Origin of the sequence: Nocardiopsis sp. NPDC050513 (genome assembly GCF_044457925.1) — a bacterium.
Lineage (GTDB): Bacteria > Actinomycetota > Actinomycetes > Streptosporangiales > Streptosporangiaceae > Nocardiopsis.
This window is the reverse complement of the sequence record NZ_JBITHK010000012.1, coordinates 49,230-70,917: the sequence shown is the minus strand read 5'-3', so window position 1 is coordinate 70,917 and position 21,688 is coordinate 49,230. Positions and strand designations below refer to the sequence as shown.

The 21,688-nt window shown below is 73.4% G+C and carries 21 protein-coding genes; 10 read left to right on the top strand and 11 right to left on the bottom strand.

From position 1 onward, the window contains the following. The first annotated feature begins 110 nt into the window (after positions 1–110). From ACIBFB_RS20735 to ACIBFB_RS20720, 4 genes are read left to right on the top strand one after another with little or no spacing between them, the layout of a single operon-like run. Entirely contained in the window at positions 111–698 is a 588-nt protein-coding gene (locus ACIBFB_RS20735) for an RNA polymerase sigma factor (RefSeq protein ID WP_397232495.1), read from the top strand. Further along, complete coding sequence (locus ACIBFB_RS20730; RefSeq protein ID WP_397232493.1) at positions 695–1,501, top strand: zf-HC2 domain-containing protein; 807 nt, start codon at positions 695–697, stop codon at positions 1,499–1,501. The genes ACIBFB_RS20735 and ACIBFB_RS20730 overlap by 4 nt, the downstream gene beginning before the upstream one ends. Next, positions 1,498–2,382 (top strand): ATP-binding cassette domain-containing protein, encoded by an 885-nt coding sequence (locus ACIBFB_RS20725; RefSeq protein WP_397232491.1) that lies wholly within the window; start codon positions 1,498–1,500, stop codon positions 2,380–2,382. The genes ACIBFB_RS20730 and ACIBFB_RS20725 overlap by 4 nt, the downstream gene beginning before the upstream one ends. Beyond that, positions 2,379–3,890, top strand: a complete 1,512-nt coding sequence (locus tag ACIBFB_RS20720) for a hypothetical protein (RefSeq protein ID WP_397232489.1) — start codon at positions 2,379–2,381, stop codon at positions 3,888–3,890. The genes ACIBFB_RS20725 and ACIBFB_RS20720 overlap by 4 nt, the downstream gene beginning before the upstream one ends. Here the strand turns inward: ACIBFB_RS20720 and ACIBFB_RS20715 are convergent. After that, a complete protein-coding gene (locus ACIBFB_RS20715; RefSeq protein ID WP_397232488.1) occupies positions 3,836–5,260 on the bottom strand; it encodes an MFS transporter in 1,425 nt (474 codons plus the stop codon). The two genes, ACIBFB_RS20720 and ACIBFB_RS20715, sit on opposite strands and share 55 nt — an antisense overlap. Positions 5,261–5,610: 350 nt before the next feature. Between ACIBFB_RS20715 and ACIBFB_RS20710 the strand changes: the two genes are divergently transcribed. Beyond that, a complete protein-coding gene (locus ACIBFB_RS20710) occupies positions 5,611–6,519 on the top strand; it encodes a DMT family transporter (RefSeq protein WP_397232486.1) in 909 nt (302 codons plus the stop codon). A 42-nt stretch (positions 6,520–6,561) separates the two neighbouring features. Here the strand turns inward: ACIBFB_RS20710 and ACIBFB_RS20705 are convergent, their stop codons facing one another. Next, positions 6,562–7,845 (bottom strand): class I SAM-dependent RNA methyltransferase, encoded by a 1,284-nt coding sequence (locus tag ACIBFB_RS20705; RefSeq protein ID WP_397232484.1) that lies wholly within the window; start codon positions 7,843–7,845, stop codon positions 6,562–6,564. A 224-nt stretch (positions 7,846–8,069) separates the two neighbouring features. Between ACIBFB_RS20705 and ACIBFB_RS20700 the strand changes: the two genes are divergently transcribed. After that, the gene (locus ACIBFB_RS20700; protein WP_397232482.1) at positions 8,070–8,744 is read left to right on the top strand and encodes a potassium channel family protein; all 675 of its coding nucleotides are present in this window, start codon (positions 8,070–8,072) and stop codon (positions 8,742–8,744) included. Position 8,745: 1 nt separating this feature from the next. Further along, positions 8,746–9,438 carry a potassium channel family protein gene (locus tag ACIBFB_RS20695; protein WP_397232480.1) on the top strand — a complete coding sequence of 231 codons (693 nt, stop codon included), beginning with the start codon at positions 8,746–8,748 and terminating at the stop codon, positions 9,436–9,438. On the opposite strand, the gene ACIBFB_RS20690 is transcribed toward ACIBFB_RS20695, so the two are convergent. Beyond that, entirely contained in the window at positions 9,435–10,208 is a 774-nt protein-coding gene (locus ACIBFB_RS20690; RefSeq protein WP_397232478.1) for a DUF3159 domain-containing protein, read from the bottom strand. The two genes, ACIBFB_RS20695 and ACIBFB_RS20690, sit on opposite strands and share 4 nt — an antisense overlap. 250 nt (positions 10,209–10,458) lie before the next feature. On the opposite strand from ACIBFB_RS20690, the gene ACIBFB_RS20685 reads away from it, so the two are divergent. Further along, entirely contained in the window at positions 10,459–11,556 is a 1,098-nt protein-coding gene (locus ACIBFB_RS20685; RefSeq protein WP_397232476.1) for a serpin family protein, read from the top strand. 58 nt (positions 11,557–11,614) lie between these two features. On the opposite strand, the gene ACIBFB_RS20680 is transcribed toward ACIBFB_RS20685, so the two are convergent. The 4 genes from ACIBFB_RS20680 to valS all read right to left on the bottom strand — a co-directional run bounded on the left by ACIBFB_RS20680 (position 11,615) and on the right by valS (position 16,512). Beyond that, on the bottom strand, positions 11,615–12,355 hold the full coding sequence (locus ACIBFB_RS20680) for a PIG-L deacetylase family protein (protein ID WP_397232474.1): 741 nt from the start codon (positions 12,353–12,355) through the stop codon (positions 11,615–11,617). A 47-nt stretch (positions 12,356–12,402) separates the two neighbouring features. Continuing rightward, on the bottom strand, positions 12,403–13,251 hold the full coding sequence (locus ACIBFB_RS20675) for a DUF3710 domain-containing protein (RefSeq protein ID WP_397232472.1): 849 nt from the start codon (positions 13,249–13,251) through the stop codon (positions 12,403–12,405). A 58-nt stretch (positions 13,252–13,309) separates the two neighbouring features. Then, positions 13,310–13,786, bottom strand: coding sequence for a dUTP diphosphatase (gene dut / locus ACIBFB_RS20670; RefSeq protein ID WP_397232470.1), 477 nt, complete (start codon positions 13,784–13,786; stop codon positions 13,310–13,312). A gap of 149 nt (positions 13,787–13,935) precedes the next feature. Next, positions 13,936–16,512, bottom strand: a complete 2,577-nt coding sequence (gene valS, locus ACIBFB_RS20665) for a valine--tRNA ligase (RefSeq protein WP_397232468.1) — start codon at positions 16,510–16,512, stop codon at positions 13,936–13,938. Between the two features lie 181 nt (positions 16,513–16,693). On the opposite strand from valS, the gene ACIBFB_RS20660 reads away from it, so the two are divergent. Further along, positions 16,694–16,972, top strand: a complete 279-nt coding sequence (locus ACIBFB_RS20660; RefSeq protein ID WP_397232466.1) for a DUF4235 domain-containing protein — start codon at positions 16,694–16,696, stop codon at positions 16,970–16,972. 330 nt (positions 16,973–17,302) lie between these two features. Here ACIBFB_RS20660 and ACIBFB_RS20655 read toward each other — a convergent pair whose 3' ends face one another. The 3 genes from ACIBFB_RS20655 to ACIBFB_RS20645 form a co-directional block, all read right to left on the bottom strand. Next, positions 17,303–17,599: a DUF4193 domain-containing protein gene (locus ACIBFB_RS20655; protein ID WP_075926289.1), complete on the bottom strand. Its 297-nt coding sequence runs from the start codon at positions 17,597–17,599 to the stop codon at positions 17,303–17,305. Between the two features lie 443 nt (positions 17,600–18,042). Next, positions 18,043–19,293 carry a sensor histidine kinase gene (locus ACIBFB_RS20650; RefSeq protein WP_397232463.1) on the bottom strand — a complete coding sequence of 417 codons (1,251 nt, stop codon included), beginning with the start codon at positions 19,291–19,293 and terminating at the stop codon, positions 18,043–18,045. Beyond that, the gene (locus tag ACIBFB_RS20645) at positions 19,290–19,943 is read right to left on the bottom strand and encodes a response regulator transcription factor (RefSeq protein ID WP_397232461.1); all 654 of its coding nucleotides are present in this window, start codon (positions 19,941–19,943) and stop codon (positions 19,290–19,292) included. The genes ACIBFB_RS20650 and ACIBFB_RS20645 overlap by 4 nt, the downstream gene beginning before the upstream one ends. Before the next feature lie 606 nt (positions 19,944–20,549). Between ACIBFB_RS20645 and ACIBFB_RS20640 the strand changes: the two genes are divergently transcribed. After that, a complete protein-coding gene (locus ACIBFB_RS20640; RefSeq protein WP_017598337.1) occupies positions 20,550–20,714 on the top strand; it encodes a hypothetical protein in 165 nt (54 codons plus the stop codon). A 147-nt stretch (positions 20,715–20,861) separates the two neighbouring features. Here ACIBFB_RS20640 and ACIBFB_RS20635 read toward each other — a convergent pair whose 3' ends face one another. Beyond that, positions 20,862–21,674, bottom strand: a complete 813-nt coding sequence (locus ACIBFB_RS20635; RefSeq protein WP_397232458.1) for an inositol monophosphatase family protein — start codon at positions 21,672–21,674, stop codon at positions 20,862–20,864. Between the last annotated feature and the right edge of the window lie 14 nt (positions 21,675–21,688).

Here is a 21,688-nt window from a genome sequence, read left to right as displayed (position 1 = left end):
GTTGTGCGGGACACCGTCCCAGGGGGTGACCGCTCTGCCCCCGTCCGCCGTGTGTGGGAGACTCCGATTCCTCCCGGGCCCCTAGACCGAGACATCCCCGGAGAACGCCAGTGAAGCTGTTCCGCCGCTCGCGCCGCCGCGCGCCGTCCTATGGCCCCGACAGTTCCGACCCGGAGCTGCTGGCCGCCGTCGCCGCCGGGGAGTCCGACGCACTGGAGATCCTGCACCGCCGGCACGCTCCGTGGCTGCGGGCGCGGCTGCGCTACCGGTGCTCGGACACCGACCAGCTCGACGCCGCCCTCCAGGAGACCTTCCTGGCGGTGTGGCGCAACGCCGGTTCGTACACGCCGCGACCGGGCGACACCGACGCGGGGGCGTGGCTGTGGACCATCGCGATCCGCCAGCTCATCTCCCAGCTGCGCAAGCGCGCGAACCGCTGGATCGCGGACGTCGACCCCGAGCCCTACGAGACCATCGGCGACGCCTCCGCGGAGGACCTGGTCCTGCTCAACATCGAGCACGGTCCCCTGGGCGCCGCCCTGCACTCCCTGTCACCGGAGCTGCGCGCCGCCATCCAGGCCACCGTCCTGGACGGGCTCACCGTGCGGGAGGCCGCACAGATTCTCCAGATCCCCGAAGGAACCGTGAAGACACGGGTGATGCGCGCCAAGGCGCGCCTGCGGGAGGCACTGACATGACCTGGCACCTGACCCCTGCCCAGATACGCGCGTACGCGTCCCACACCGCCGACGACGTCATGGCGATGTCCGTGGAGGCCCATCTGACGCACTGCGCGCCCTGCCGAGGACTCCTGCCGGTGGACGAGGACTGGATCGAACGCAGCTGGTCCGACCTGCGCGACGTCGTGGACCGGCCCCGCGCGCACCCGGTCGAGCGCCTGCTGCGCTCGGTCGGACTGGGTGACGGGACCGTGAAGCTGCTGGCCGCCACGCCGCAGCTGTACCGGGCCTGGCTCATGTCCACGGTGCTCGTCCTGGTCTGCGCCCTGTACGCCGCGCACGCGCTGCCGAGCGGATCGCTCGTGTTCTACTTCACCGCGCCGATCGTTCCCCTGGCCGGGGTGGCGCTCGCCTACGGCCGCGGCGTGGATCCGGCGCACACCCTGACCTCGATCACGCCGATGGCCGGGCAGCGGCTCCTGTTCCTGCGCACGTGCGCGGTCCTGGTGCCCGCGGTGATCCTGTGCACCCTGGCCGCGCTGCTGATGCCCGTGCCCACCACCCCGTGGTCGGCGGTCTTCTGGCTGCTGCCCGCGCTGACGCTGGTCGCCGGGTCTCTCGTGCTGTGCCGATGGGTCCACCTGAGCCTGGCCAGCGGTGCCGTGGGGCTCCTGTGGCTGCTGTGCCTGGCGATGCTGTCCGGCGCCGACCACCTCACGCCTTTGGCCATGGTCGCGCCGCACGCGCAGCCCTGGTGGGCCTCGGCCCTGGCCGCCCTGGTCGGCACCCTCCTGCTCCGTTCCAGAATGAGGACCTCGTGACCGACCCGACCGTGCCCGTCGTCCGCGCGCGCGGCCTGACCCGCAGCTACGGCACCCGGAGCGCGCTCGACGGCGTCGACCTCGACCTGGGGCCGGGAGTCACCGGCCTGCTGGGACGGAACGGGGCCGGGAAGACCACCCTGTTGCGGTGCCTGGCCACCGACCTGGACGCCGGCCAGGGCGAGCTGCGCCTCCTGGGCCGCGACCCGCTCCGCGCGGGAGACCGCACCGAGATCCGGCGGCGCCTCGGCTACCTGCCGCAGAACCCCGAGTTCTACCCGCACTTCACGGCGTTCGGCCTGGTGGACTACGTGGCGTGCCTCAAGGAGCTGGGCGGGCGTCGGGCCCGCCACGACGAGGTGCGCCGCAGCCTGCGGCGGGTGGGCCTGTACGACCGGCGCCACAGCCGGGTGCGCCGCCTGTCCGGGGGGATGCGCCAGCGGTTGGGGCTGGCCTGCGCGCTGCTCGGCGACCCCGAACTCCTGCTCCTGGACGAGCCGACGATCGGCCTGGACCCCGAACAGCGGATCCGGTTCCGCAGCCTGGTGTCCGAGCTGGCGACGGGCAGTACCGTCGTGCTCTCCACCCACCAGATCGAGGACGTGGCGGCCCTGTGCCGCCGTGTCGTGTGCCTCGACCGGGGCCGCGTGGCGTTCGACGGGACGCCGGGCGAGCTGGTGGAGCGGGCCCAGGGCCGGGTGTGGGTGCAGTGGGAGCGCCCGCGCGAGGGGGTCACCACGTGGCGGCTGGCGGACGGCCGCTACCGCGTGCTCACCCCCGAGGGGACCGGACCGGTCGACGACGGCACGCGTACCCGTGTGGAGCCCACCCTGGAGGACGCCTACCTGCTGCTCACCGGTGTCGAACGGGAGGCGGCGTGAGGCGCGTCGCGGCGTTCGCACGGCTGACCGGCTTCAACGTCCTGCGGATCCTCCTCCAGCCCCTGCTGTACCTGGGGACGGCGGTCTCGGCGCTGCTGGTCCGCGCCGCCCTGGTCGGATACTCCTGGCCCACCGCGCTGGACGTGACCAACGCGACGGAGGCCGCCGCGCTCGCCGTCGCCGTCACGATGTTCGCCGCGACCACCTTCCCCGCGGTGCGCGAGGCCCGCTACTCCGGCGCCGTCGTCGCGCCCCTCGGCCGCACCGGCCGGCTGCTCTCCCTCATGGTCGCCGCCGCCCTGGTCACCGCGGTGTGCCAGGCGGCCATGGTCGCGCTCTGCCGTCTGGTCGCCCAGGGCCCCCTGCCCGGGGAGGTCAGCCCGTACGCCCAGGCGGTCCCCTTCGCCCTGGCCCTGTGCGGGCCCGCCGCCTCGGTCGCGGCAGCGATGTGGACGCGCTCGTACGCCCAGCTCATCGTCCCCGTCGTGATCGTCCCCGCCTACTACCTGTACCTGGACACGGCACTGGCCACCGCGGGCCCGCAGGTGGTCTACCGGGTGCAGGACCTGGCCACCCTCAGCTTCGACCCGTTCTCCACCCGGTCGCCCAGCATCACGGTGCTCTCCGCGCTGTACCTGCTCTACGCCGTCCTGCTGGTCGGGCTGTTCGTCTCGGTCGCGCTGACCGCCCGGCCCCGGCGGGGCACGGCGCGCGGGATCGCCGCGGGGGCGTGCGCGGTCCTCGCCACGGGCGCCGTGGCCACGCCCGTCTACGCCAACACGGTCTACGGGTGGGGCCACGGGTTCCCCGACAGCGCCCTGCACGGCACCGCGAGCTGCGAGGTCAGGGAGGGGATCACCTACTGTCCGCTGCCGGGGTTCGAGGGCCTGGTCGACGGGTGGCACGACACACTCGGCCCGCCCATGGCGCTGCTGCCCGAAGCGGCCGGGGACCGCCTGCCGGTGGTCTGGCAGGACGGGCAGTCGTTCGACCGGGACTTCGACGCGCCCGGGGGGCGCGGCGTCGTGACGTACCCGGTGGGGCCCGTCGGCGACCCGTATTTCCGGGCCGACCTCGCCAGCGGCGCCGCCCGGGCGGTCTTCGGCTTCCCGGAGTTCTTCACGGAGCCGTGCTGGGCGACGGGGCAGGCTCGGCTCCCCCTCATGGTCTGGCTGGCGACGGTCGCCGACGACGTCCCCGACGATCTCCAGTCGCAGAGCGTCAGCTACCAGCTGGCCACGCTCGGCCCCTCGGTGACCGACCTCGCGGTGGCACGCGCCCTGGGGGAGCTGCCCGACGGACGCGTGGCGCGGATCCTGGCCGAACACTGGGACGCGTTCTCCTCGGCGGAGGGGCGGACCGCGGACCTGGCCGCGCTGCTCGACATCCCCGTATCCGAGGACGGGGACCGGGTGGCCGGTGCGGACGACTGGGCCCTCCACGACCCGGAGTACTACTTCGAGCCCGAGGTCGACCTCCCCCCGGAGAACGCCGACACCTGCGGCTGACCCCGTCCCCGGGGCGCGGACGGCCCCCGGTCGAGCCGGGTCCCGGGACGCCGCCGGTAGACGCCCCAGGTGACGGCCGCGCAGACCAGGTAGAAGGCGGAGAAGAGCGCGAAGGCCGGGACCGCCGAGTCCATCCGGCCGAAGGACTCCCGCAGGACGAGGTTGACGGCCACTCCGCCCAGGGCGCCGACCGCGCCGATCAGCCCGAGCAGGGTCGCGGAGATCCGGTTGGTCTCGGCACGGGCCCACTCCGGGGGATGGCCCGCGGCCACGAGGTCCTGGCTCCGGGCGGCGTAGACGGCGGGGACCATCTTGTAGGTCGACCCGTTGCAGACGCCGGTGAGGGCGAAGAGAGCCGCGAACAGCACGGTGAACAGCGCCGCGTTCGACCAGGCCAGGGTCGGCACGACGAGGACGGCGGCCAGGGCCATCCCGAGGAAGGAGAGGATCGTGACGCGGGCGCCGCCGAGCCGGTCCGCGAGCCACCCGCCGAGCGGACGGACCAGGGAGCCGACGGCCGGACCGAGGAAGGCGATCGAGGCGGCCTCCAGGGGCTCGCGGCCGAACTCGCTCTGCAGCAGGACCCCGAACGCGAAGCCGAACCCGATGAAGGACCCGAACGTTCCGAGGTAGAGCAGCGACAGGATCCAGAAGTGGTGTTCGCGCAACGCGCGTACCTGGTCCCGGACCCGTGAGCGCGCGGGCGCGAGGTTGTCCATGAACCGCCAGGCCACCCAGACCCCCAGGAGCACCGGCGGCAGGAAGAGGAGCGGCAGGAGGCGACCGGCGTGGACGCCCAGGACGGCGAGCACGGCCAGGCCGAGGAACTGCACCGTGGCCACGCCGATGTTGCCGCCCCCCGCGTTCAGCCCCAAGGCGAGACCCTTGTGGTGTTCGGGGAAGAAGTGGTTGATGTTGGCCATGGAGGAGGCGAAGTTCCCTCCCCCCAGGCCCGCGGTCGCCGCCAGCGCCAGCAGCACCGGATAGGGCGTCTCGGGCCGGGTGAGCAGGAGGGCGGCGGCCACGGTCGGCACCACGAGCAACGACGCCGCGACCACGGTCCAGGTCCTCCCGCCCAGCAGGCCCGTGGCCAGCGTGTAGGGCACGCGGAGCACGGCGCCCGCAAGGGCCACGACCGACAACAGGAGGAACTTCTGCTCGGCGCTGAGCGCGAAGCCGGTCTGCGGCGTCATGAACAGGACGAGCACCGACCACAGGCTCCACACGCAAAAGCCCAGGTGCTCGGTGACGATCGAGGACCACAGGTTCCGGCTGGCGACGGAGAGGCCGGTGCGCTCCCAGAAGGCCGCGTCCTCGGGGTCCCAGCGGGTGATCCAGCGCGGTCTGCGGACGCGTACGTCGTCGTTCACGGGGGGTGTTCCTCTCGCACGGGTGCGCGGACACCGCCGACGCTAGGAGGGCGCGGTTGCCCCGGCGCTGCCCGCCGGTGACGCACTCGCTACGGACCGCTCACCCGGGTCCGGGCTCGCGGTGAGTTCGGACACACGCCGACACTCGGGACATTCCCTCCGGTTCGGGCCCGTCTAGGATGGGGCCCGTGAACACCCACTGGCACCGCGTCCTGCCACCTCCGTGCGCCTGAACGGGCGCACGGACCAGTCCTGATCCACACGGCGTCCCCTGCCCATGAGCCGGGACGCCTCCCCGTCGTGCGCCCGTCGCCGGTCCCCGAACCATCGACGACGGAGAGTCCACGACTGTGTCGAACCACACCACCCTGCCCGCGCGCCGCCGTCCGGCCCGCGGTGCCCTGCCCGTCCTCGGCGCCGCCGTCCTGTGGGGAACCACGGGCACCGCGAGCTCCCTCGCGCCGGACGGCGCGCACGCGGCGGCCGTCGGGGCCGCGGGGCTGACCCTGGGCGGCCTGCTGCTGTTCCTGACCGGGCGCGGGTCGCTCGCCCTGGCCCGGGCCGCCGACAACCGCACCCGGTGGGCGCTCGCCCTGGGCGCCCTCGCGGTCGCCGGGTACCCGCTGTCCTTCTACCCCGCGGTCGACCGGGCCGGGGTCGCGGTCGCGACCGTCATCACACTCGGCAGCGCGCCGGTGTTCTCCGGGCTGCTCATCTGGTGGACCGAACGGGTGCGCCCCACCCGGCGGTGGTCGGCGGCCACCCTCGCCGCGGTGGCCGGCTGCGCGGTGCTCGTGTTCGGTTCGAAGGCCGACGGCGCCGACGGTGACGTCGTGGGCGTGCTCCTGGCCCTGGTCGCCGGGGCGTCCTACGCGCTGTACGCGGTCATCGCCGGATCGCTGATCCGGCGGGGCCACGCGTCCGGGGCCGTGATGGGCGCGCTGTTCGCGGGCGGCGGCCTGGTGACGCTGCCGGTCCTGTTCGCTGCGGGCACCGCGTGGCTGGCCACGGCCAGCGGCGCGCTGGTCGCCCTGCACCTGGCGGTGCTCACCGTCTTCGTCGCCTACCGGCTGTTCGGGACGGGGCTCAGGCACACCCCGGCGTCGGTCGCCACCACACTGACGCTGGCCGAGCCCGCGGTCGCCGCCCTCCTGGCGGTGCTGGTGGTCGGCGAGCGGCTGTCCGCGCTCTCCTGGGCGGGCATGGCCGTGCTGGCACTCGGTCTCGCGGTGCTGCGCGCCCCCGAACGGCGACGCTAGACCCGCTGGCCCGGGGGACCGCGTCCCCCGGGCCGCGGGCGGTCAGGAACGGTGTCGGCGCGCCTTGTGCACGGGCTCCAGGACGGCGAGCATCTCCACGTGGTGGGTCATCGGGAAGGCGTCGAAGGCGCGAAGATCCACCAGCGCGTACCCCTCGGCGTCGAACGCGGCCAGGTCGCGCGCGAGCGTGGCCGGGTCGCACGAGACGTAGGCGACCGCGCGCGGCCGGGTGCCCGCGATCAGGCGCACGACGTCAGCGCCGCCTCCGGCCCGCGGCGGGTCAAGGACGACCACGTCCGCGCGCACGTCCGCCCACTCACGCATCTGGGCGGCCACGTCGCCCTGCTCGACCCTGACCTGCTCCAGGTCCCGCAGGTTGTACCGCGCGTCGCGCACGGCCTCGGCGCCGCTCTCCACGCCCATCGCCCGTCCCTCCGGGCCCACGGCCTCGGCGAGCGGACGGGTGAACAGCCCCGCGCCGCAGTACAGGTCCAGGGCGGTCTCCCCCGGCTTGGGCGCCAGGGCGTCCATGACCGCCTCGGTGAGGACCTCCCCCGCCGCCGGGTGGACCTGCCAGAAGCCTCCCGCGCTGACCCGGTACTCGTGTCCGGCCACGGTCTCCCGCACCCCGCGGCGTCCGCGCACCGACTGGACCCTGCCCCCCTTGAACCGCCGCAGGACGGCGCTGGAGGCCTTCAGCTCGGGCAGGGGGCCCAACTTGGAGCGGGCGGGGGTCACGACGACGGCGCGGTCGGCGCAGCTGGCCGAGGCCACCGCCTCCACGTCCCGGACGTCCTTCCAGACGGCGTCGGTCACCCCCAGTTCGGTCACACCGGGGTGCGCGATCAGGCACTCGTCCACGGGCTCGATGTCGTGGGACCGGTGACGGCGCAGCCCGGGGCGCCCGTCCGCGTCGACGGCGAACCGCACGCGCGTGCGCCAGCCCAGGCCGTCGGGGTGCCCGGGCAGCTCCTCGACGACGACCTCGCGGTCGATCCCGGCGATGCGGTGCAGCTGGTCGGCGACGACCGTGGCCTTGATCCGGCGCTGGGCGTCGAGCGAGGCGTGCTGCCAGTCGCACCCGCCGCACCTCCCGGGCCCGGCGAACGGACACGGGGCCTCGACCCGGTCCGGGGAGGCCGCGAGCACCTCGACCGCCTCGCCGCGCAGGAAGCGCGACGTCCGCTCGGTGATCCGCACCCGCACGCGCTCGCCGGGCAGGGCGTGGCGGACGAAGACCACCTGGTCGTCGTGGCGCCCCACGCACCATCCGCCGTGCGCGACGTCGTCGACGGAGAGTTCGAGCTCGGTGCCCACACGGGTCATGGGGAAGTCCTTCGGAAGAGAGGCCGGGTACACCGGTGACCCTGCGCGCACAGCCACCAACCGCATCCAATCTAGCCGACCGGCAGGGCCTCCCGGACGGCCCCGGCCTCGGGCGTCGGTTCCCGGGGCGGACGCGCGTGTCGGTGCGATCTGTGCCAAGGTGAGAGCGTGGGCGCGCGGCGTCCACCGGGTCGAACGGCGATCTCGACGGGAGTACGGGCGAGGTGCACATCGTGATCATGGGGTGTGGGCGGGTGGGCTCCACCCTCGCGCACACACTGGTGGACCTGGGGCACTCGGTCGCGGTGATCGACCAGGACCCCGACGCGTTCCGACGGCTGCGCGGCGCGGTGTCCAAGCACGCGGTCCGGGGTGTGGGGCACGACCGGGAGGTCCTGCTCGCGGCGGGCATCGACCACGCCGGAGCCTTCGCCGCGGTGAGCAACGGCGACAACTCCAACATCATCGCCGCCCGGGTGGCGCGCGAGACCTACGGCGTCCCCCACGTCGTCGCGCGCATCTACGACCCGCGCCGCGCCGAGGTCTACCAGCGCCTGGGCATCCCGACCGTGGGGACGGTGCGTTGGACCGCGGACACGATCCTGCGCCGCATGGTTCCCGGCGACGAGCGGCTGGCCGCCGGGCCCGAGTGGCACGACGCCTCCGGCACCCTGGCCATGAACGAACTGACGCTTCCCCCGAACTGGGCCGGGCGCACCGTGGCCGACCTGGAGGAACGGGCACCGGTCCGGGTCGTGTACCTGACCCGCGACGGCTCCATCCTGCTGGCGCGCTCCGACGAGCCCCTGGCCGGGGGCGACGTCCTGCACGTGGTCGCGCACGGCCGCGACCTCGACGGGCTGCGCCTCGACACCGGCGACGAGACGGGACACGAGTGAGATGCGGATCGCCATCGCGGGAGCGGGCAGCGTGGGCCGCTCCATCGCCACCGAACTGGCCGCCAGCGGCCACGACGTGCTGCTGATCGACCGGGACACCCGGGCGATCGGCGTCGACGACCTCCCCCAGGTGGAGTGGCTGCTCGCCGACGCGTGCGAGCTGGCCAGCCTGGAGGACGCCCGTCTGGGCGACGCCGACGTGGTGATCGCCGCCAGCAGCGACGACAAGGTCAACCTCGTGGTGTCTCTGCTGGCCAAGACCGAGTTCGGGGTGGACCGGGTGATCGCCCGGATCAACGAGCCCGACAACGAGTGGCTGTTCAACGAGTCGTGGGGCGTGGACCTGGCGGTCTCCCCGCCCCGGCTGATCGCGGACCTGGTCGAGGGGGTCGCCGACGACGAGCTGGACGGGGAGGGCGCCCTGCCGCCGCTGCCGGGCGCCGAGATCGCCGAATCCGTGCTGCACGCCGCGAGCCCGTTCGCGGGCGGGCCGGAGAGCGCCCTGACCGGGCGCCTGCCCGAGGGCGTGGCACTGGTCGCTGTGGTCGGTCCGGGCGGTGTGCGCCCGCCGGACCCCGCACGCACCCTGTCGGTGGGCAACACCGTGGTCTTCCTCGCCGAACCGGAGGCGCTGGGGCCCCTGGAGGCCCTGCTCGGCCCGGTCGACGACACCGAACCGGACCAGGGCGGCTAGGGCGCGTCGCCGCCCTGGTCCGGGTCCTCCGGCCGGGCGGCGGCGCCGTTGTCCAGAGGGGTCCGGCCCCGGGCCAGCACCCACACCATGGCGGCGAACGCGGCCACCTGGAGAGGCCATCCCATCCCGACCTTGGCCAGACCGAGAAGGGCGAAGGTGTCGGCGACGTCGTAGTGGTCGAGCAGCCACAGCGGATACTGCACGATCACGCGGATCACGCACGGCAGGACCAGCAGCCACGTCAGCCGGGAGGACAGCCTGACCACGGCGGGATCGGCACGCCAGGAGGTGAAGTCCTCCTTGGTGCCGATGAACGGGCCGATCATGAGGCCGATCGCGGGCCAGCGCACGAGGACCGACAGGCTCAGGACCACGGCGTAGACCGCGTTGTAGATGATGCCGGGCAGGAACGCGTCGGCCGCCTCGCCGCTGCGCATGGCGAAGACCGCCGCGATGCCGATGCCGAACAGGCTGGTGAGGACGTACTGCACCGACGAGCGCTGGACCAGGCGGACCGCGCCCAGCAGCAGCGCGGCCACCACACCCGCGATGATCGACTGCCGCAGGTCGGACAGCACGATATAGGAGAGCGTGAAGGCGAGGGTGGGCACGGCGGTCTCGACCATGCCGCGCTTGCCCCCCAGGGCCTTGGCCAGTTGCGACCGTACGAGCGCCTCGACGGTGTCCTCGGTGACCCTGGGCGTGTCCGCCCCGTCGCCGTTCCCGGTCGGCCCGGCGGTCTCCCCGGAGGCCCGCTGCTGGTCTGTCATCCCGCTCCCGGTCGCTGCTCGTCGTGTCCGGTCGGAGCCGCCCTCGCACGGGTCCGGCGCCACCCGTCCAGCCTAGTCCACGCGTCACCGCCTGCCCGGGACGAACGGCGGACACGGTCGGACCCGTGACCGCGCTCCGTCCCGCCCCGTCCCGGTTCGCCCGCCCTTGGCGTGTGCCCGGTGTCACATCTGGCGGGCGTCGCCGCGAGTCCGTACGCTGTCGGCGTCGACCCCGTCGCGAGGAGCCCCCATGCGGTTGTCCGACCCGCCGAGAACCGACCACCTGGCGTTCGCCGCCGCACTGGACCGGGTCCTGGCCGCCCCGGACGCCTCCCACGTGTGGTCCCCGCACTCGGTCGGCACGGTCCTCGGCCTGCTCGCCTCCGGCGCGGCCGGCCGGACCCGCGACGAGCTGGAGCTGCTGCTCGGCCGGGACGTCCCCGTCCAGCTGGCCGCGCTGGACGCGGCGGTGTCCGCCGCCGCCGGCCTGGACCTGGCCGCCCTCAACGGGCTGTACGTGCCCGACGACCTGCGCGTGCGACCCGCCTTCGCGGCTCAGGTGCGCGCACGGCCCGGTGTCGAGGTGGAGGGGGTCGGCTTCGCGCGCGACCCCGAGGGGGTGCGCCGACGGGTCAACGGCCGCGTGTCCGAGGTGACCCGGGGCCTGGTCCCCGAACTGCTGTCCGCCGGTTCGGTGCACCCCGACACGCGGCTGCTCCTGGTGAACGCGCTGTGGGTCGCGATGGTCTGGATCGAGCCCTTCGCCGCGGCGGCGACGCGCGGGCGGACCTTCCACGCTCCCGCCGGCCCCCGCGAGGTCCCCACCATGCACCGTCGGGAGGACCTGGCCTACGCGGAGGCGGCGGGGTGGCGCATGGTCGGGTTGGCGGGTGGGCACGGCCTGACTCTGGACGTGCTGCTGCCCGACGACCCCGCGTCCGCACCTCCGGACGCGGCGGCCCTGGCCGACCTGTACCGGGCGCGCCGCTCGCGTGAGGTGGAGCTGGCTCTGCCCCGCTTCTCGGTGGAGACCGAGGCCGCGCTCCTCGCGCCCCTGGAGGAGCTGGGCGTCACCCGGATGGCCGGTGACCGCGCCCGGTTCGACGGGATCAGCGACGAGCCGCTCCGGGTGGACTCGATCCTGCACCAGGCCGTGCTGAGGGTGGACGAGAAGGGCGCCGAGGGCGCCGCCGCCACCGCGGCGGTCATGGTGATGGCGGCGACCGTGTCCTCCCCGCCCGTGGAGTTCACCGTCGACCGGCCGTTCGTCTTCGTCCTCCGGCGCGGCGAGGCGATCCTGTTCCTGGGCCGCGTCGCCGACCCCGTGGACCCCGGTGCCGCCTCCTGAGCGCGGCTCCCCCGCCGCCGCGCCGCGCGCGGTCCGGCTCCGAGGCCCGAGCCGGTCCTCAGGCGTCGAAGACCTCGAACTCCGTGGCCAGCGCCGCACCCACGCGGCGGCCCGCCTCCTCGGCGGCGCGGGACAGGAAGGACTTCTGGTCGAAGCCGCCCAGGTTGGCCAGGTAGACCTCGTGGGCGTCGAGCGAGGCCACCCCCGCGGCCAGGTCGGGCTCGCCCAGTTCCACGAAGTGCGTGGGGCGGGGCGAGGCCCCGAAGGCCACGAACCGCACCCCGGACCACGGTTCGACGCCGTCGCCGGGCTGGTCGGGGAACACCCACCGGTTGGCGGCGTCGCGGACCGCGTCGAGCAGGGCGGGGCCGAGCACCCGGTGGTCGGCGTGGTTGAACGAGGCACTGCCCGGGAAGGCCTCGCGGAAGTTGATGGACACGACCACGTCGGGACGGTGCCGCCGGATCGCCGCGGCGAGCGCGCGCCGCAGGGGGAGTCCGTACTCCAGGGCGCCGTCCGCGAACTCGAGGAACTCCACGGTCTCGGCGCCCACGATCGCGGCCGACGCGCGCTGTTCCGCCATCCGCAGGGGGCCGCACTCGTCCGGCGGCAGGGAGTCGATGCCCGCCTCGCCCCGAGTGACCATGAGCTCGACCACGCTCTTGCCCTGGGCGGTCCAGCGCGCGATCGCCGACGACACCCCGAACTCCAGGTCGTCGGGGTGCGCCACGACCGCCAGGGCTCGGTTCCAGTCCTCCGGAAGCGGCCGGGGGGCGCTGTTGTCGTTCGTGTCCGTCATGACCAACACCCTAGGGCGTGCGCCGCCCCGGCACGCCGCCGGACGGTTCAGGAGCCCTCGGCCCCGTCGGGCGTCCGCCCGGCCTGACCGGCGCTGGCCGAGCCGTTCGGGGAACTCCCGGCGTTGCCGCGCTGGGCCGCCCGCTGCGCGGCGCGCTCCTTGACCGCGGCGGCCATCCGATCCTGGAGCTGCTTGGGCACGGTGATCTCCAACAGCTCGCTGGGCGGCACCGGCTGTTCGCCGCGGACCACGACGATGTTGGCGAACAGCTGCTCGGCCTCGGCCATCATCTCCGGCTTGGAGGCTCCCTCGCCGCGGATCACGCCGCGCAGCACCCAACGCGGGCCGTCCACGCCGATGAACCGCACCCGCTGGCCCAGCTGCCTGCCGTCCTCGGTCTTCTTCCCCTTGACCGGGATGACCGCCTGGAGCTCGGGGCCGAAGGTCCCCGAGTGCTCCTCGGCCTGGCCGCCCTGCTTGGCGACCTGCTCGCGCAGTTCCTCGCGCATCTCGTCCCACAGCCCCGAGGACTTGGGGGCGGCGAAGGGCTGCACCTGGAGCGCGGTCTTGCCGCGCACGAGGGTGACGCCGATGATCTTCTGCTTGCCCCGGGCGTCCTGGGCGACGTTCACCTGGATGTCGGTGCCCTGTTCCATGGGCAGCTTGAGGCTGCCCAGGTCCATGCGCCGGGCCTCGGGGACGTCCTCGGCGGAGTCCCACGGGCCGGTGGCCCGGTACCGGTCGGCCTCCTTGGCCACCTGCTCGGTCGGCCGTTCGGGCTCGATCTCGTTGTCGAAGGAGACCTCTCCCGCGGCACCGTTCCGCCGAGCGGCGGACCCGGTCTCCGCGGCTCTGCCGGTCTTGTCGTCCCGCTTCCTACGGCGGCGTCCAAACACGCCCTTCACCTCTCCGCTTCCGTTGCTCCCCGGGTGGCACCGGGGTTTCGGGGCGACCTCACCGCAGCGCGGCGTGGCCCCCGGTCGAACCGAACCCGCCCGCTCCGCGCACCGACTCGGGCAGGGAGTCCGCCTCGACGAACTCGGCCCGCTCCACGCGCTGGACGACCAGCTGCGCGACCCGGTCCCCGCGGGACAGGCGTACGGGGGTGTCCCGGTCGGTGTTGATGAGTGTCACCCTGATCTCGCCGCGGTACCCCGCGTCGACGGTGCCCGGCGCGTTGACGATGGTCACGCCGCAGCGCGCCGCCAGGCCCGAACGCGGGTGGACGAACGCGGCGAACCCGTCGGGCAGGGCGATCGCCAGCCCGGTGGGGACCGTGGCCCGTTGGCCGGGCGCGAGGTCGACGTCGACGGCGGTGTACAGGTCGGCTCCCGCGTCGCCGGGGTGCGCGTACGCGGGCAGGGGGAGGCCGGGGTCCAGGCGGCGGACCGTGATCGGGATCCGTCCGCCTTCCAGGGATGAGGTACTCACAACCGCTGAGCCTATCGCCCTTCGGGAGGTGCGGCCGGTGACCGACGCCCCGGAGCGCGGGACGGGCTCCGGCCGCGGCCGGACTCGGGGCGCGCGGACGGGGGCGGGGCGCTCGGGCCCCGCCCCCGTCGGCCGTTCCGGCCCGGTGCTCAGTCCTCGGTGGACTCGGGCAGCGTCACCTCGACGGTCAGCTCGGCATCGTCGGTGGCCTCGAAGTCGATCCCGGCGGCGCGGCCGGCGGCGGCGATGTCGCCGCCGGCGGCCCGGGCGGCCTCGACCTGCTTGCCCGAGACCCGGACGCGTTCGACCTCGGCGCGCATGGACAGCTTCGCCTCGGACTTGGCCTTGCGCACGGCGCGCAGCACCTCGGCGGTGGCGGCCAGCACGGCCGGGTCGCCCTCGACGGCGGCGGCGCGGTACTCGGCCGCCTCCGGCCAGGGCTGGGAGTGCACGGAGCCCTCCTGCCACCAGTTCCAGACCTCCTCGGTGACGAAGGGCAGGAACGGGGCGAACAGCCGGTGCAGGGCGCCCAGGGCGATGAGCAGGGCCGCGCGCGCCGAGGCGCCCCCGGCCGACTCGGTGTCGTAGGCGCGGGCCTTGACCAGCTCCAGGTAGTCGTCGCAGAAGTCCCAGAAGAACCGCTCGGCCCGCTCCAGGGCCCGGGTGTGGTCGTAGGCCCGGAAGGCGGCGGTGGCGTCCTCGACCACGTCGGCCAGCGTGGCCAGCATCGCGCGGTCCAGCGGCTCGGTGACCGCGGACGGGTCGGTGGCGGCGCCTTCTCCCGCGACCGACATGACGAACTTGCTGGCGTTGAGGATCTTGATGGACAGCCGTCGGCCGACCTTCATCTGGCCCTCGTCCATGGCGGTGTCGGTGCCCAGGCGCCCGCTGGCCGCCCAGTACCGGACCGCGTCGGAGCTGTACTTCTCCAGCAGCGCGACCGGCGTGACGACGTTGCCCTTGGACTTGGACATCTTCTTGCGGTCCGGGTCCAGGATCCAGCCGGAGATGCCGGTGGTGCTCCAGGGCAGGGTGCCGTTCTCGAAGTGGGCGCGCACGACCGTGGAGAACAGCCACGTGCGGATGATGTCCTGGCCCTGCGGGCGGAAGTCCATCGGGAAGACGCGCCCGAACAGGTCGGGGTCGCGCTCCCATCCGGAGGCGATCTGCGGCGTCAGGGAGGAGGTCGCCCAGGTGTCCATGACGTCGGGGTCGCCGATGAAGCCGCCCGCCTGGCCCCGCTGCTCCTCGGTGTGGCCCTCGGGCGTCTGCGAGCTGGGGTCGACCGGCAGCTGCTCCTCGTTCGGCAGGATCGGCGCGTCGTAGCGGGGGTTGCCCTCGGCGTCGAGCGGATACCAGACCGGGAACGGCACGCCGAAGAAGCGCTGGCGGCTGATCAGCCAGTCGCCGTTGAGTCCGCCGACCCAGTTCTCGTACCGCGAGCGCATGTGCTCGGGGTGCCAGTCGAGCTCGCGCCCGCGCTCGATGAGCGCCTCGCGCAGGCTCTGGTCACGACCGCCGTTGCGGATGTACCACTGGCGGGTGGTGACGATCTCCAGCGGCTTGTCGCCCTTCTCGTAGAACTTCACCGGGTGCGTGATCGCGGTGGGCTCGCCGATCAGGTCGCCGCTGGCGCGCAGCAGCTCGACCATGCGCTCGCGGGCGGTGTGGACGGTGGCGCCGACGAGGGAGGCGTAGGCCTCGCGCCCTTCGGGGGACTCCAGGCCCTTGGGCGGGTCGGCCATGATGCGGCCGTCCCAGCCGATGACCGGCCGGGTCTCCAACTGGAGCTCACGCCACCAGGTGACGTCGGTGATGTCGCCGAAGGTGCAGATCATCGCGATGCCGGACCCCTTCTCGGGGTCGGCGAGGCGGTGCGGCCGGACGGGGACCTCGACGCCGAAGACCGGCGTGCGCACCGTGGTGCCGAACAGGTCCTGGTAGCGCTCGTCGTCGGGGTGGGCGACGAGGGCGACACAGGCCGCGAGCAGCTCGGGGCGGGTGGTCTCGATGTGCACCGGGGTGCCGTCGGGCCGGTGGAAGGCGAGCTTGTGGTAGGCGCTGGGGCGCTCCCGGTCCTCCAGCTCGGCCTGGGCGACCGCGGTGCGGAAGGTGACGTCCCACAGGGTGGGCGCCTCGGCCATGTAGGCCTCGCCGCGGGCCAGGTTGCGCAGGAAGGCGCGCTGGGCGGCGGCGCGGGAGTTGTCGTCGATGGTGGCGTAGGTGTGCCGCCAGTCGACGCTCAGCCCGAGGCGGCGCCAGATCGACTCGAAGACCTTCTCGTCCTCTTCGGTGAGCTGGTCGCACAGCTCGATGAAGTTGCGGCGGGAGATGGGGATCTGCCGCTTGGGGTCGGGCTTGACCGGGGGCTGGAAGTCCGGGTCGTAGGGGATCGACGGGTCGCAGCGCACGCCGTAGTAGTTCTGGACGCGGCGTTCGGTGGGCAGACCGTTGTCGTCCCAGCCCATCGGGTAGAAGACGGCCTTGCCGTTCATCCGCTGGAAGCGGGCGACGGTGTCGGTGTGCGTGTAGGAGAACACGTGGCCGATGTGCAGCGAACCCGAGACGGTGGGCGGCGGGGTGTCGATGGAGAAGACGTCCTCGCGGCCGCGGGTGCGGTCGAAGTGGTAGACGCCGGACTCATCCCATACGTCGACCCACTTCGCCTCGATACCGTCCAGCGAAGGCTTGTCGGGCATGCGGAAGGAATGAGAGCCGTTGGTCATGTGGCAATGGTAGTGCTCCGACGGCCGTGTTCGTTCCGCTTTCCCCGCGCTCCCGGGCGGACGTCAATACCCTACCAGGGTATCATGCGCCCGAGGGGCGTCCGTGAAAGGATCCCCACTACGGACACGGCGCGCGACGCGCGTGCCGTCGAAGCCCAACGGAAACGGTGAACGAGACAAGATGGCCAAGAAGGACGGCGGTGAACTCGCCCCCGCTCTGATCGGATTCGCGGCGGGGTTCGCCGCGGAGTACGTCACCCGCAAAGCCCTGACCTTCGCCTGGACCCGCGCCACCGGGGAGGAGCCTCCGACGGACATCGAGTCCCCCGAGGTCGGCCTCGGCCGCGCGCTGGGGTGGGCCGTGGTCGCCGGTGTCGGCGTGGAGGTCGCCCGGGTGCTGGCCGTGCGCACCGCGCGCAAGGGACTGGCCCGGCCCGACCGCGACGCGATCGAGGCCTGACCACGCCCCGGGAGCGGATGCCCCGGGGATTGCCGTCCGGGCGCTGGCGGGGTTCCGCGAGACGAGTCGGGCCGCGAGCGAGGAACGAGCGGCAGGCGAAGACGGGGAACCGCTGCCGTCAGGGCACCCGAACACGGGCCGAAGCGATGCGGAGGCCCAGGGCGAACACGCACGCGGTGGACGGCCCACCGCACGCGGTACGCGTGTGGTCGGCCGTCCACCGCCGTGTGTGGTGTCGACGCCCGGCGCGGCGGTCACCGCCGTGCGGGCCCCGGCGACGGGGGTTCGGCGGTGGTACCGCGGACGGGGACGGTGGTCCGCCCCGTCCGCTCAGGCGCACTCCTTGCAGATCAGCTGCTTGTCGCGCTGTTCGGCGAGCTGGCTGCGGTGGTGCACCAGGAAGCACCGCGCGCAGGTGAACTCGTCGGCCTGACGCGGGAGGACGCGGACCGCGAGCTCCTCGCCGGACAGATCCGCGCCGGGCAGCTCCATGCCTTCGGCGACCTCGTCCGGGTCGGCGTCGATCGGCCCGGCGGCCTTCTCCCCGCGCCGCGCCTGCAACTCCTGGAGACTGTCCTCGTTGATTTCCTCGTCAGTCTTGCGCGGGCTGTCGTAGTCGGTGGCCATCTGTGCTAACTCCATCCCCCTCGTTCAGTGCCTCGTCGCGCGGGTGTAACGCTTGAGAGACCTTCGTTGTGCCCGGTTCGGCCGATGAGTTTCCGTTCCTGGCGAACCGTGCCCCCTCCCGGGTCACCGTCCACAGGTCAGCGGCACTCTCGCGGGACCGTGACCGAAGGCGGCCATGGCGGCCACGCGTCGGTCGGCTCCCCGTGTACTACCCGGTGTCGGGCTCCTGCATAGGACCCTGTTCGCCCATCTCGGACGAGCGCGGAACACTCCCCCACCGGCGGGCAATATCCAAGACATGCCCACGTCAGGAGGGATTCCCTCCGTGTCCACGCCCGGGGAAGCATACCCACCCGGAGTCGACGCCCGTGACAGGGGTGGGCGTGTCTTCGGACACGTATAGATACCACGAAGCGTGGCCGTGCGCAGCTCGCGAGCGGCTCTCAGCGCCGCTCGGCCGCCTCCGCGGGGGGAACGGGCAGACACACCGTGACGACGAGCCCGCCGCCCGCGCGCGGCCAGGCGGTCACGACGCCCTCGTGCGCGCGCACGACGGAACGGACGATGGACAGTCCCAGTCCCGCGCTGCGCCCCGACCCCACGCGGTCGCCGGAGCCGCGGCGGAACGGCTCGAAGAGGCCCTCGATCTCGTAGGCGGGGATCACCTTGCCCGAGTTCTCCACCTGGACGGCGGGGCGCCCCTCGTACATGCCGCTTCGGACGGTGATCTCACCCTCGGCGACGTTGTACTTGAGTGCGTTCTCCACGAGATTGCCGACGAGCCGCTCCAGGAGGACGGGATCGCCCTCCACCAGGGCCGGGCGCAGGTCCAGGCGCAGCTGGAGGCCGGACTCGGACAGGTCGCCCGCCAGCTGGCTGAGCACGGTCTCGGCGACCTCGCCGAGGTCGACCCGGGTGCGCGCCTCCAGCTCGCGGTCGCTGCGGGCCAGGAAGAGGAGACCGTCGATGAGGCGTTCGTGGCGCGCGTTGGTCTCCAGCAGGGTCTGTCCGACGCTCTTGAGGTCGGCGGACACCTCCGGGGAGCTGAGCGCCACCTCCAGGAGGGTCCGGTTGATCGCCAGCGGGGTGCGCAGCTCGTGCGAGGCGTTGGCGACGAAGCGGCGCTGCCCGTCGAAGGCGCGGTCGAGCCGTTCCAGCATGCCGTCGAAGGTGTCGGCGAGTTCGCGGATCTCGTCGTCGGGCCCCGACAGGGCGATCCGCTCGTGCAGGGAGCGCTCGGACAGCCTCCGGGCGATCCGGGTGATCTTCTGCAGCGGCGAGAGCGCGCGCCCGGCCACCGCGTACCCCAACGCCACCGCGAGCAGCCCGACCAGGAACAGGGCGAGCAGGGAGAAGCGGGTGACGTGGGTGAGGACCTCCTCGATGAGGTAGCTCTGCGCGGCCAGCTCCGCGGCGCTCTCCTCGGCCAGCAGGGCGTTGAGCAGCACCGTGACAATCAGGTAGTTGACCAGTACCAGCACCGAGCCCGCGGCGAAGAACAGCATCCCGTAGATCAGGGTGAGCCGTGTGCGCAGGCTGAGGTTGTCGGTGAAGCGGTGCACCCGGTCGGCGGCGGCGGAGCGCTCCGCGCCCTGTCCGGAGGGCGCCACGGTGTTGAGCCTGCGCCACGTGCCGGTGTCACCCGGGCGGGTCGGCTCGACCTGTCCGGGCTCCGGGCGCTCCGCCGGTCTCACAACCGGTACCCCGCGCCGGGGACGGTCTGGATGACCGGCGGGTCGCCGAGCTTCTTGCGCAGGGTCATGACCGTGACCCGGACGACGTTGGTGAACGGGTCGGCGTTCTCGTCCCAGGCCTTCTCCAGCAGGCCCTCGGCGCTGACCACGGTCCCCCGCGCGCGCATGAGCACGTGGAGGACGGCGAACTCCTTGGGGGTGAGCGCCAGTTCGCGGCCGTCGCGGTGGACCCGGTGGTTGGCCGGGTCGAGCTCGATGCCGTGCCGCTCCAGGACGGGGGGCAGCGGCGGCACCGCGCGACGGCCCAGGGCGTGCACGCGCGCGACGAGCTCGGCGAAGGCGAAGGGTTTGGCCAGGTAGTCGTCGGCGCCCAGGGTGAGCCCCTCGACCTTGTCCTGGACACCGCCGGAGGCGGTGAGCATGAGGATGCGGCCGGTGTAGCTGTCGCCGACCAGCGACCGGGCGACGTCGTCGCCGTGGGTACCGGGCAGGTCCCGGTCGAGGACGACCACGTCGTAGTCGTTGACGGCCACGTACTCCAGGGCCGTGTCGCCGTCGTAGACCACGTCGACCGCCATCGACTCGCGCCGGAGTCCGACCGCCACGGTGTCGGCCAGGACCCGTTCGTCTTCGACCACGAGTACGCGCACGTTGACCTTCTCGACCTCTGCTACCTGGGAAAAAGAAAGAGGGGCCGCTGCCGGCGCATCCCCCAACACACCGGCAGCGGCGTTCTTGGTCCCGGCCGCGTCATCCGTTCTCCCACATACGGAGTAAGGAGGCGGTAAACCCGCCGTGGCCTCCTCCGCGGAGGGCCACTCTCCTCATCCCGTGGGGACACGGGCGCTGGGCCGAGAGCTTCGATCCCTGCTGCGCACGGGGAGCCGCCGCCGACGAATCCCCCAACCGTCGGCGGCGGCCCAACCCCGCACATCTCGAATCTGACACATCAAGAATAAGAAACAAGTAAGCACGGTGCGCACCGGGGAAATGTGTCATGCGACACCAGCGGGCCCCGGTCCCGTCCCGGGCCGGGCGGCCCGGTCCGGGAAACCGGGGGCGCCGACGGGGTTTGGATGACGGTGCGGTAGGGGTATGGAGACGCACGCGTGGACACCGGCCGCCTCCGGCCGGACCGCGACGGGCACGCGCCGCACCGAGGCGGCGCCATCGGATCGCGCGGACACGCAGTCGTGCGCTGACGGCATTCACCGGGGCACCCTTGTGTCCCGGTGCCGACCCCTGAGAGAGGTGTCATGGGCGAGTTCCTCGCAGAGATCAAGGTCCGGATCAACGAGACCTCCCGGTCGCTCCGCTCGGCTCAGGCCGCCGGGGACGACTTCCTCGCCGACACACACGCGTCGGAGCTCGAGGACCTCTACCGGATCGCGGCTCGCAACGGCATCGACACCCGCTGCTGACGCGGGTGCGGCGGCCCTGACCCGGATCCCCCCGGACCGGCGGGGCCCAGGACACGGGGCGGGGCGGACCACGGGTCCGCCCCGCCCCTCACATGTGTCCGGGCGCTCACACCGCCGCGGGCCCGGAGGCCGCGGGCCTTCCGGCCCTCAGCCGTCGGTGTCGGCGCCGAGCGGCGCCAGGAGACCGTCGAGCGCCTCGTACAGCTCCGGGCGCGCCGCGATGACCAGATCGGTGCTGGGCGGCCCGCCGGCGGCCCCGCCCACGCGCACGCCGGCCTCGCTGGCGACCAGGCCGGGTGCGGCCCAGTCCCAGGGATTGAGTCCGCGCTCGTAGTAGGCGTCGCAGCGGCCGGTCGCCAGACCGGTCAGGTCCACGGCCGCGGCGCCGCAGCGCCGGATGTCGCGCACCCTGGGGAGCACCTCCAGCAGCACCCGCGCCTGCTGCGCGCGCCGCTCGGGGAAGTACCCGAAGCCGGTGGCGACCAGGGCCCGGTCCAGCGGCACCGCGTCCGGCGCCCGCAGCGCCACGCCGTTGCGGCGGGATCCGTGCCCGAGGACCGCCTCGAACATCTCCCCGCGCGAGGGGACGTTCACGGCCGCGGCCACGACCCTGCCGTCCACCTCGGCGGCGATCGCCACCGCCCAGTCCGGGCTCCCGTACAGGTAGTTGACCGTGCCGTCGATCGGGTCGACGATCCACCGCACTCCGCTGGTGCCGCTCACGCCGCCGCCCTCCTCGCCGAGGACCGCGTCGTGGGGGCGGGCCTCCAGCAGGCGGGTGCGGATCAGCTCCTCGGCGGCCCGGTCCATCTTCGTGACGACGTCCGTGGGGCTGGACTTGGTGTCGAGCACGGTGATGCCCGCCTGGCCCTCGGCGGCGAGCTCCCCCGCCTCGGCCGCGGCGCGCACGGCGAGCGCGCGCAGTTCCTCCGGGTCGGGGCGATGGTGGGTGGTACTCACGTGTGGTCCCCCGT

Excerpts from the sequence above, each read along its gene's own strand:
- ACIBFB_RS20695 (WP_397232480.1), top strand. The coding sequence starts at position 8,746 with ATGCGGATCGCCATCGCGGGAGCGGGCAGCGTGGGCCGCTCCATCGCC.
- ACIBFB_RS20705 (WP_397232484.1), bottom strand. The coding sequence starts at position 7,845 with ATGACCCGTGTGGGCACCGAGCTCGAACTCTCCGTCGACGACGTCGCG.
- ACIBFB_RS20690 (WP_397232478.1), bottom strand. The coding sequence starts at position 10,208 with ATGACAGACCAGCAGCGGGCCTCCGGGGAGACCGCCGGGCCGACCGGG.
- ACIBFB_RS20655 (WP_075926289.1), bottom strand. The coding sequence starts at position 17,599 with ATGGCCACCGACTACGACAGCCCGCGCAAGACTGACGAGGAAATCAAC.
- ACIBFB_RS20680 (WP_397232474.1), bottom strand. The coding sequence starts at position 12,355 with ATGACGGACACGAACGACAACAGCGCCCCCCGGCCGCTTCCGGAGGAC.
- ACIBFB_RS20640 (WP_017598337.1), top strand. The coding sequence starts at position 20,550 with ATGGGCGAGTTCCTCGCAGAGATCAAGGTCCGGATCAACGAGACCTCC.
- ACIBFB_RS20685 (WP_397232476.1), top strand. The coding sequence starts at position 10,459 with ATGCGGTTGTCCGACCCGCCGAGAACCGACCACCTGGCGTTCGCCGCC.
- valS (WP_397232468.1), bottom strand. The coding sequence starts at position 16,512 with ATGACCAACGGCTCTCATTCCTTCCGCATGCCCGACAAGCCTTCGCTG.
- ACIBFB_RS20730 (WP_397232493.1), top strand. The coding sequence starts at position 695 with ATGACCTGGCACCTGACCCCTGCCCAGATACGCGCGTACGCGTCCCAC.
- ACIBFB_RS20660 (WP_397232466.1), top strand. The coding sequence starts at position 16,694 with ATGGCCAAGAAGGACGGCGGTGAACTCGCCCCCGCTCTGATCGGATTC.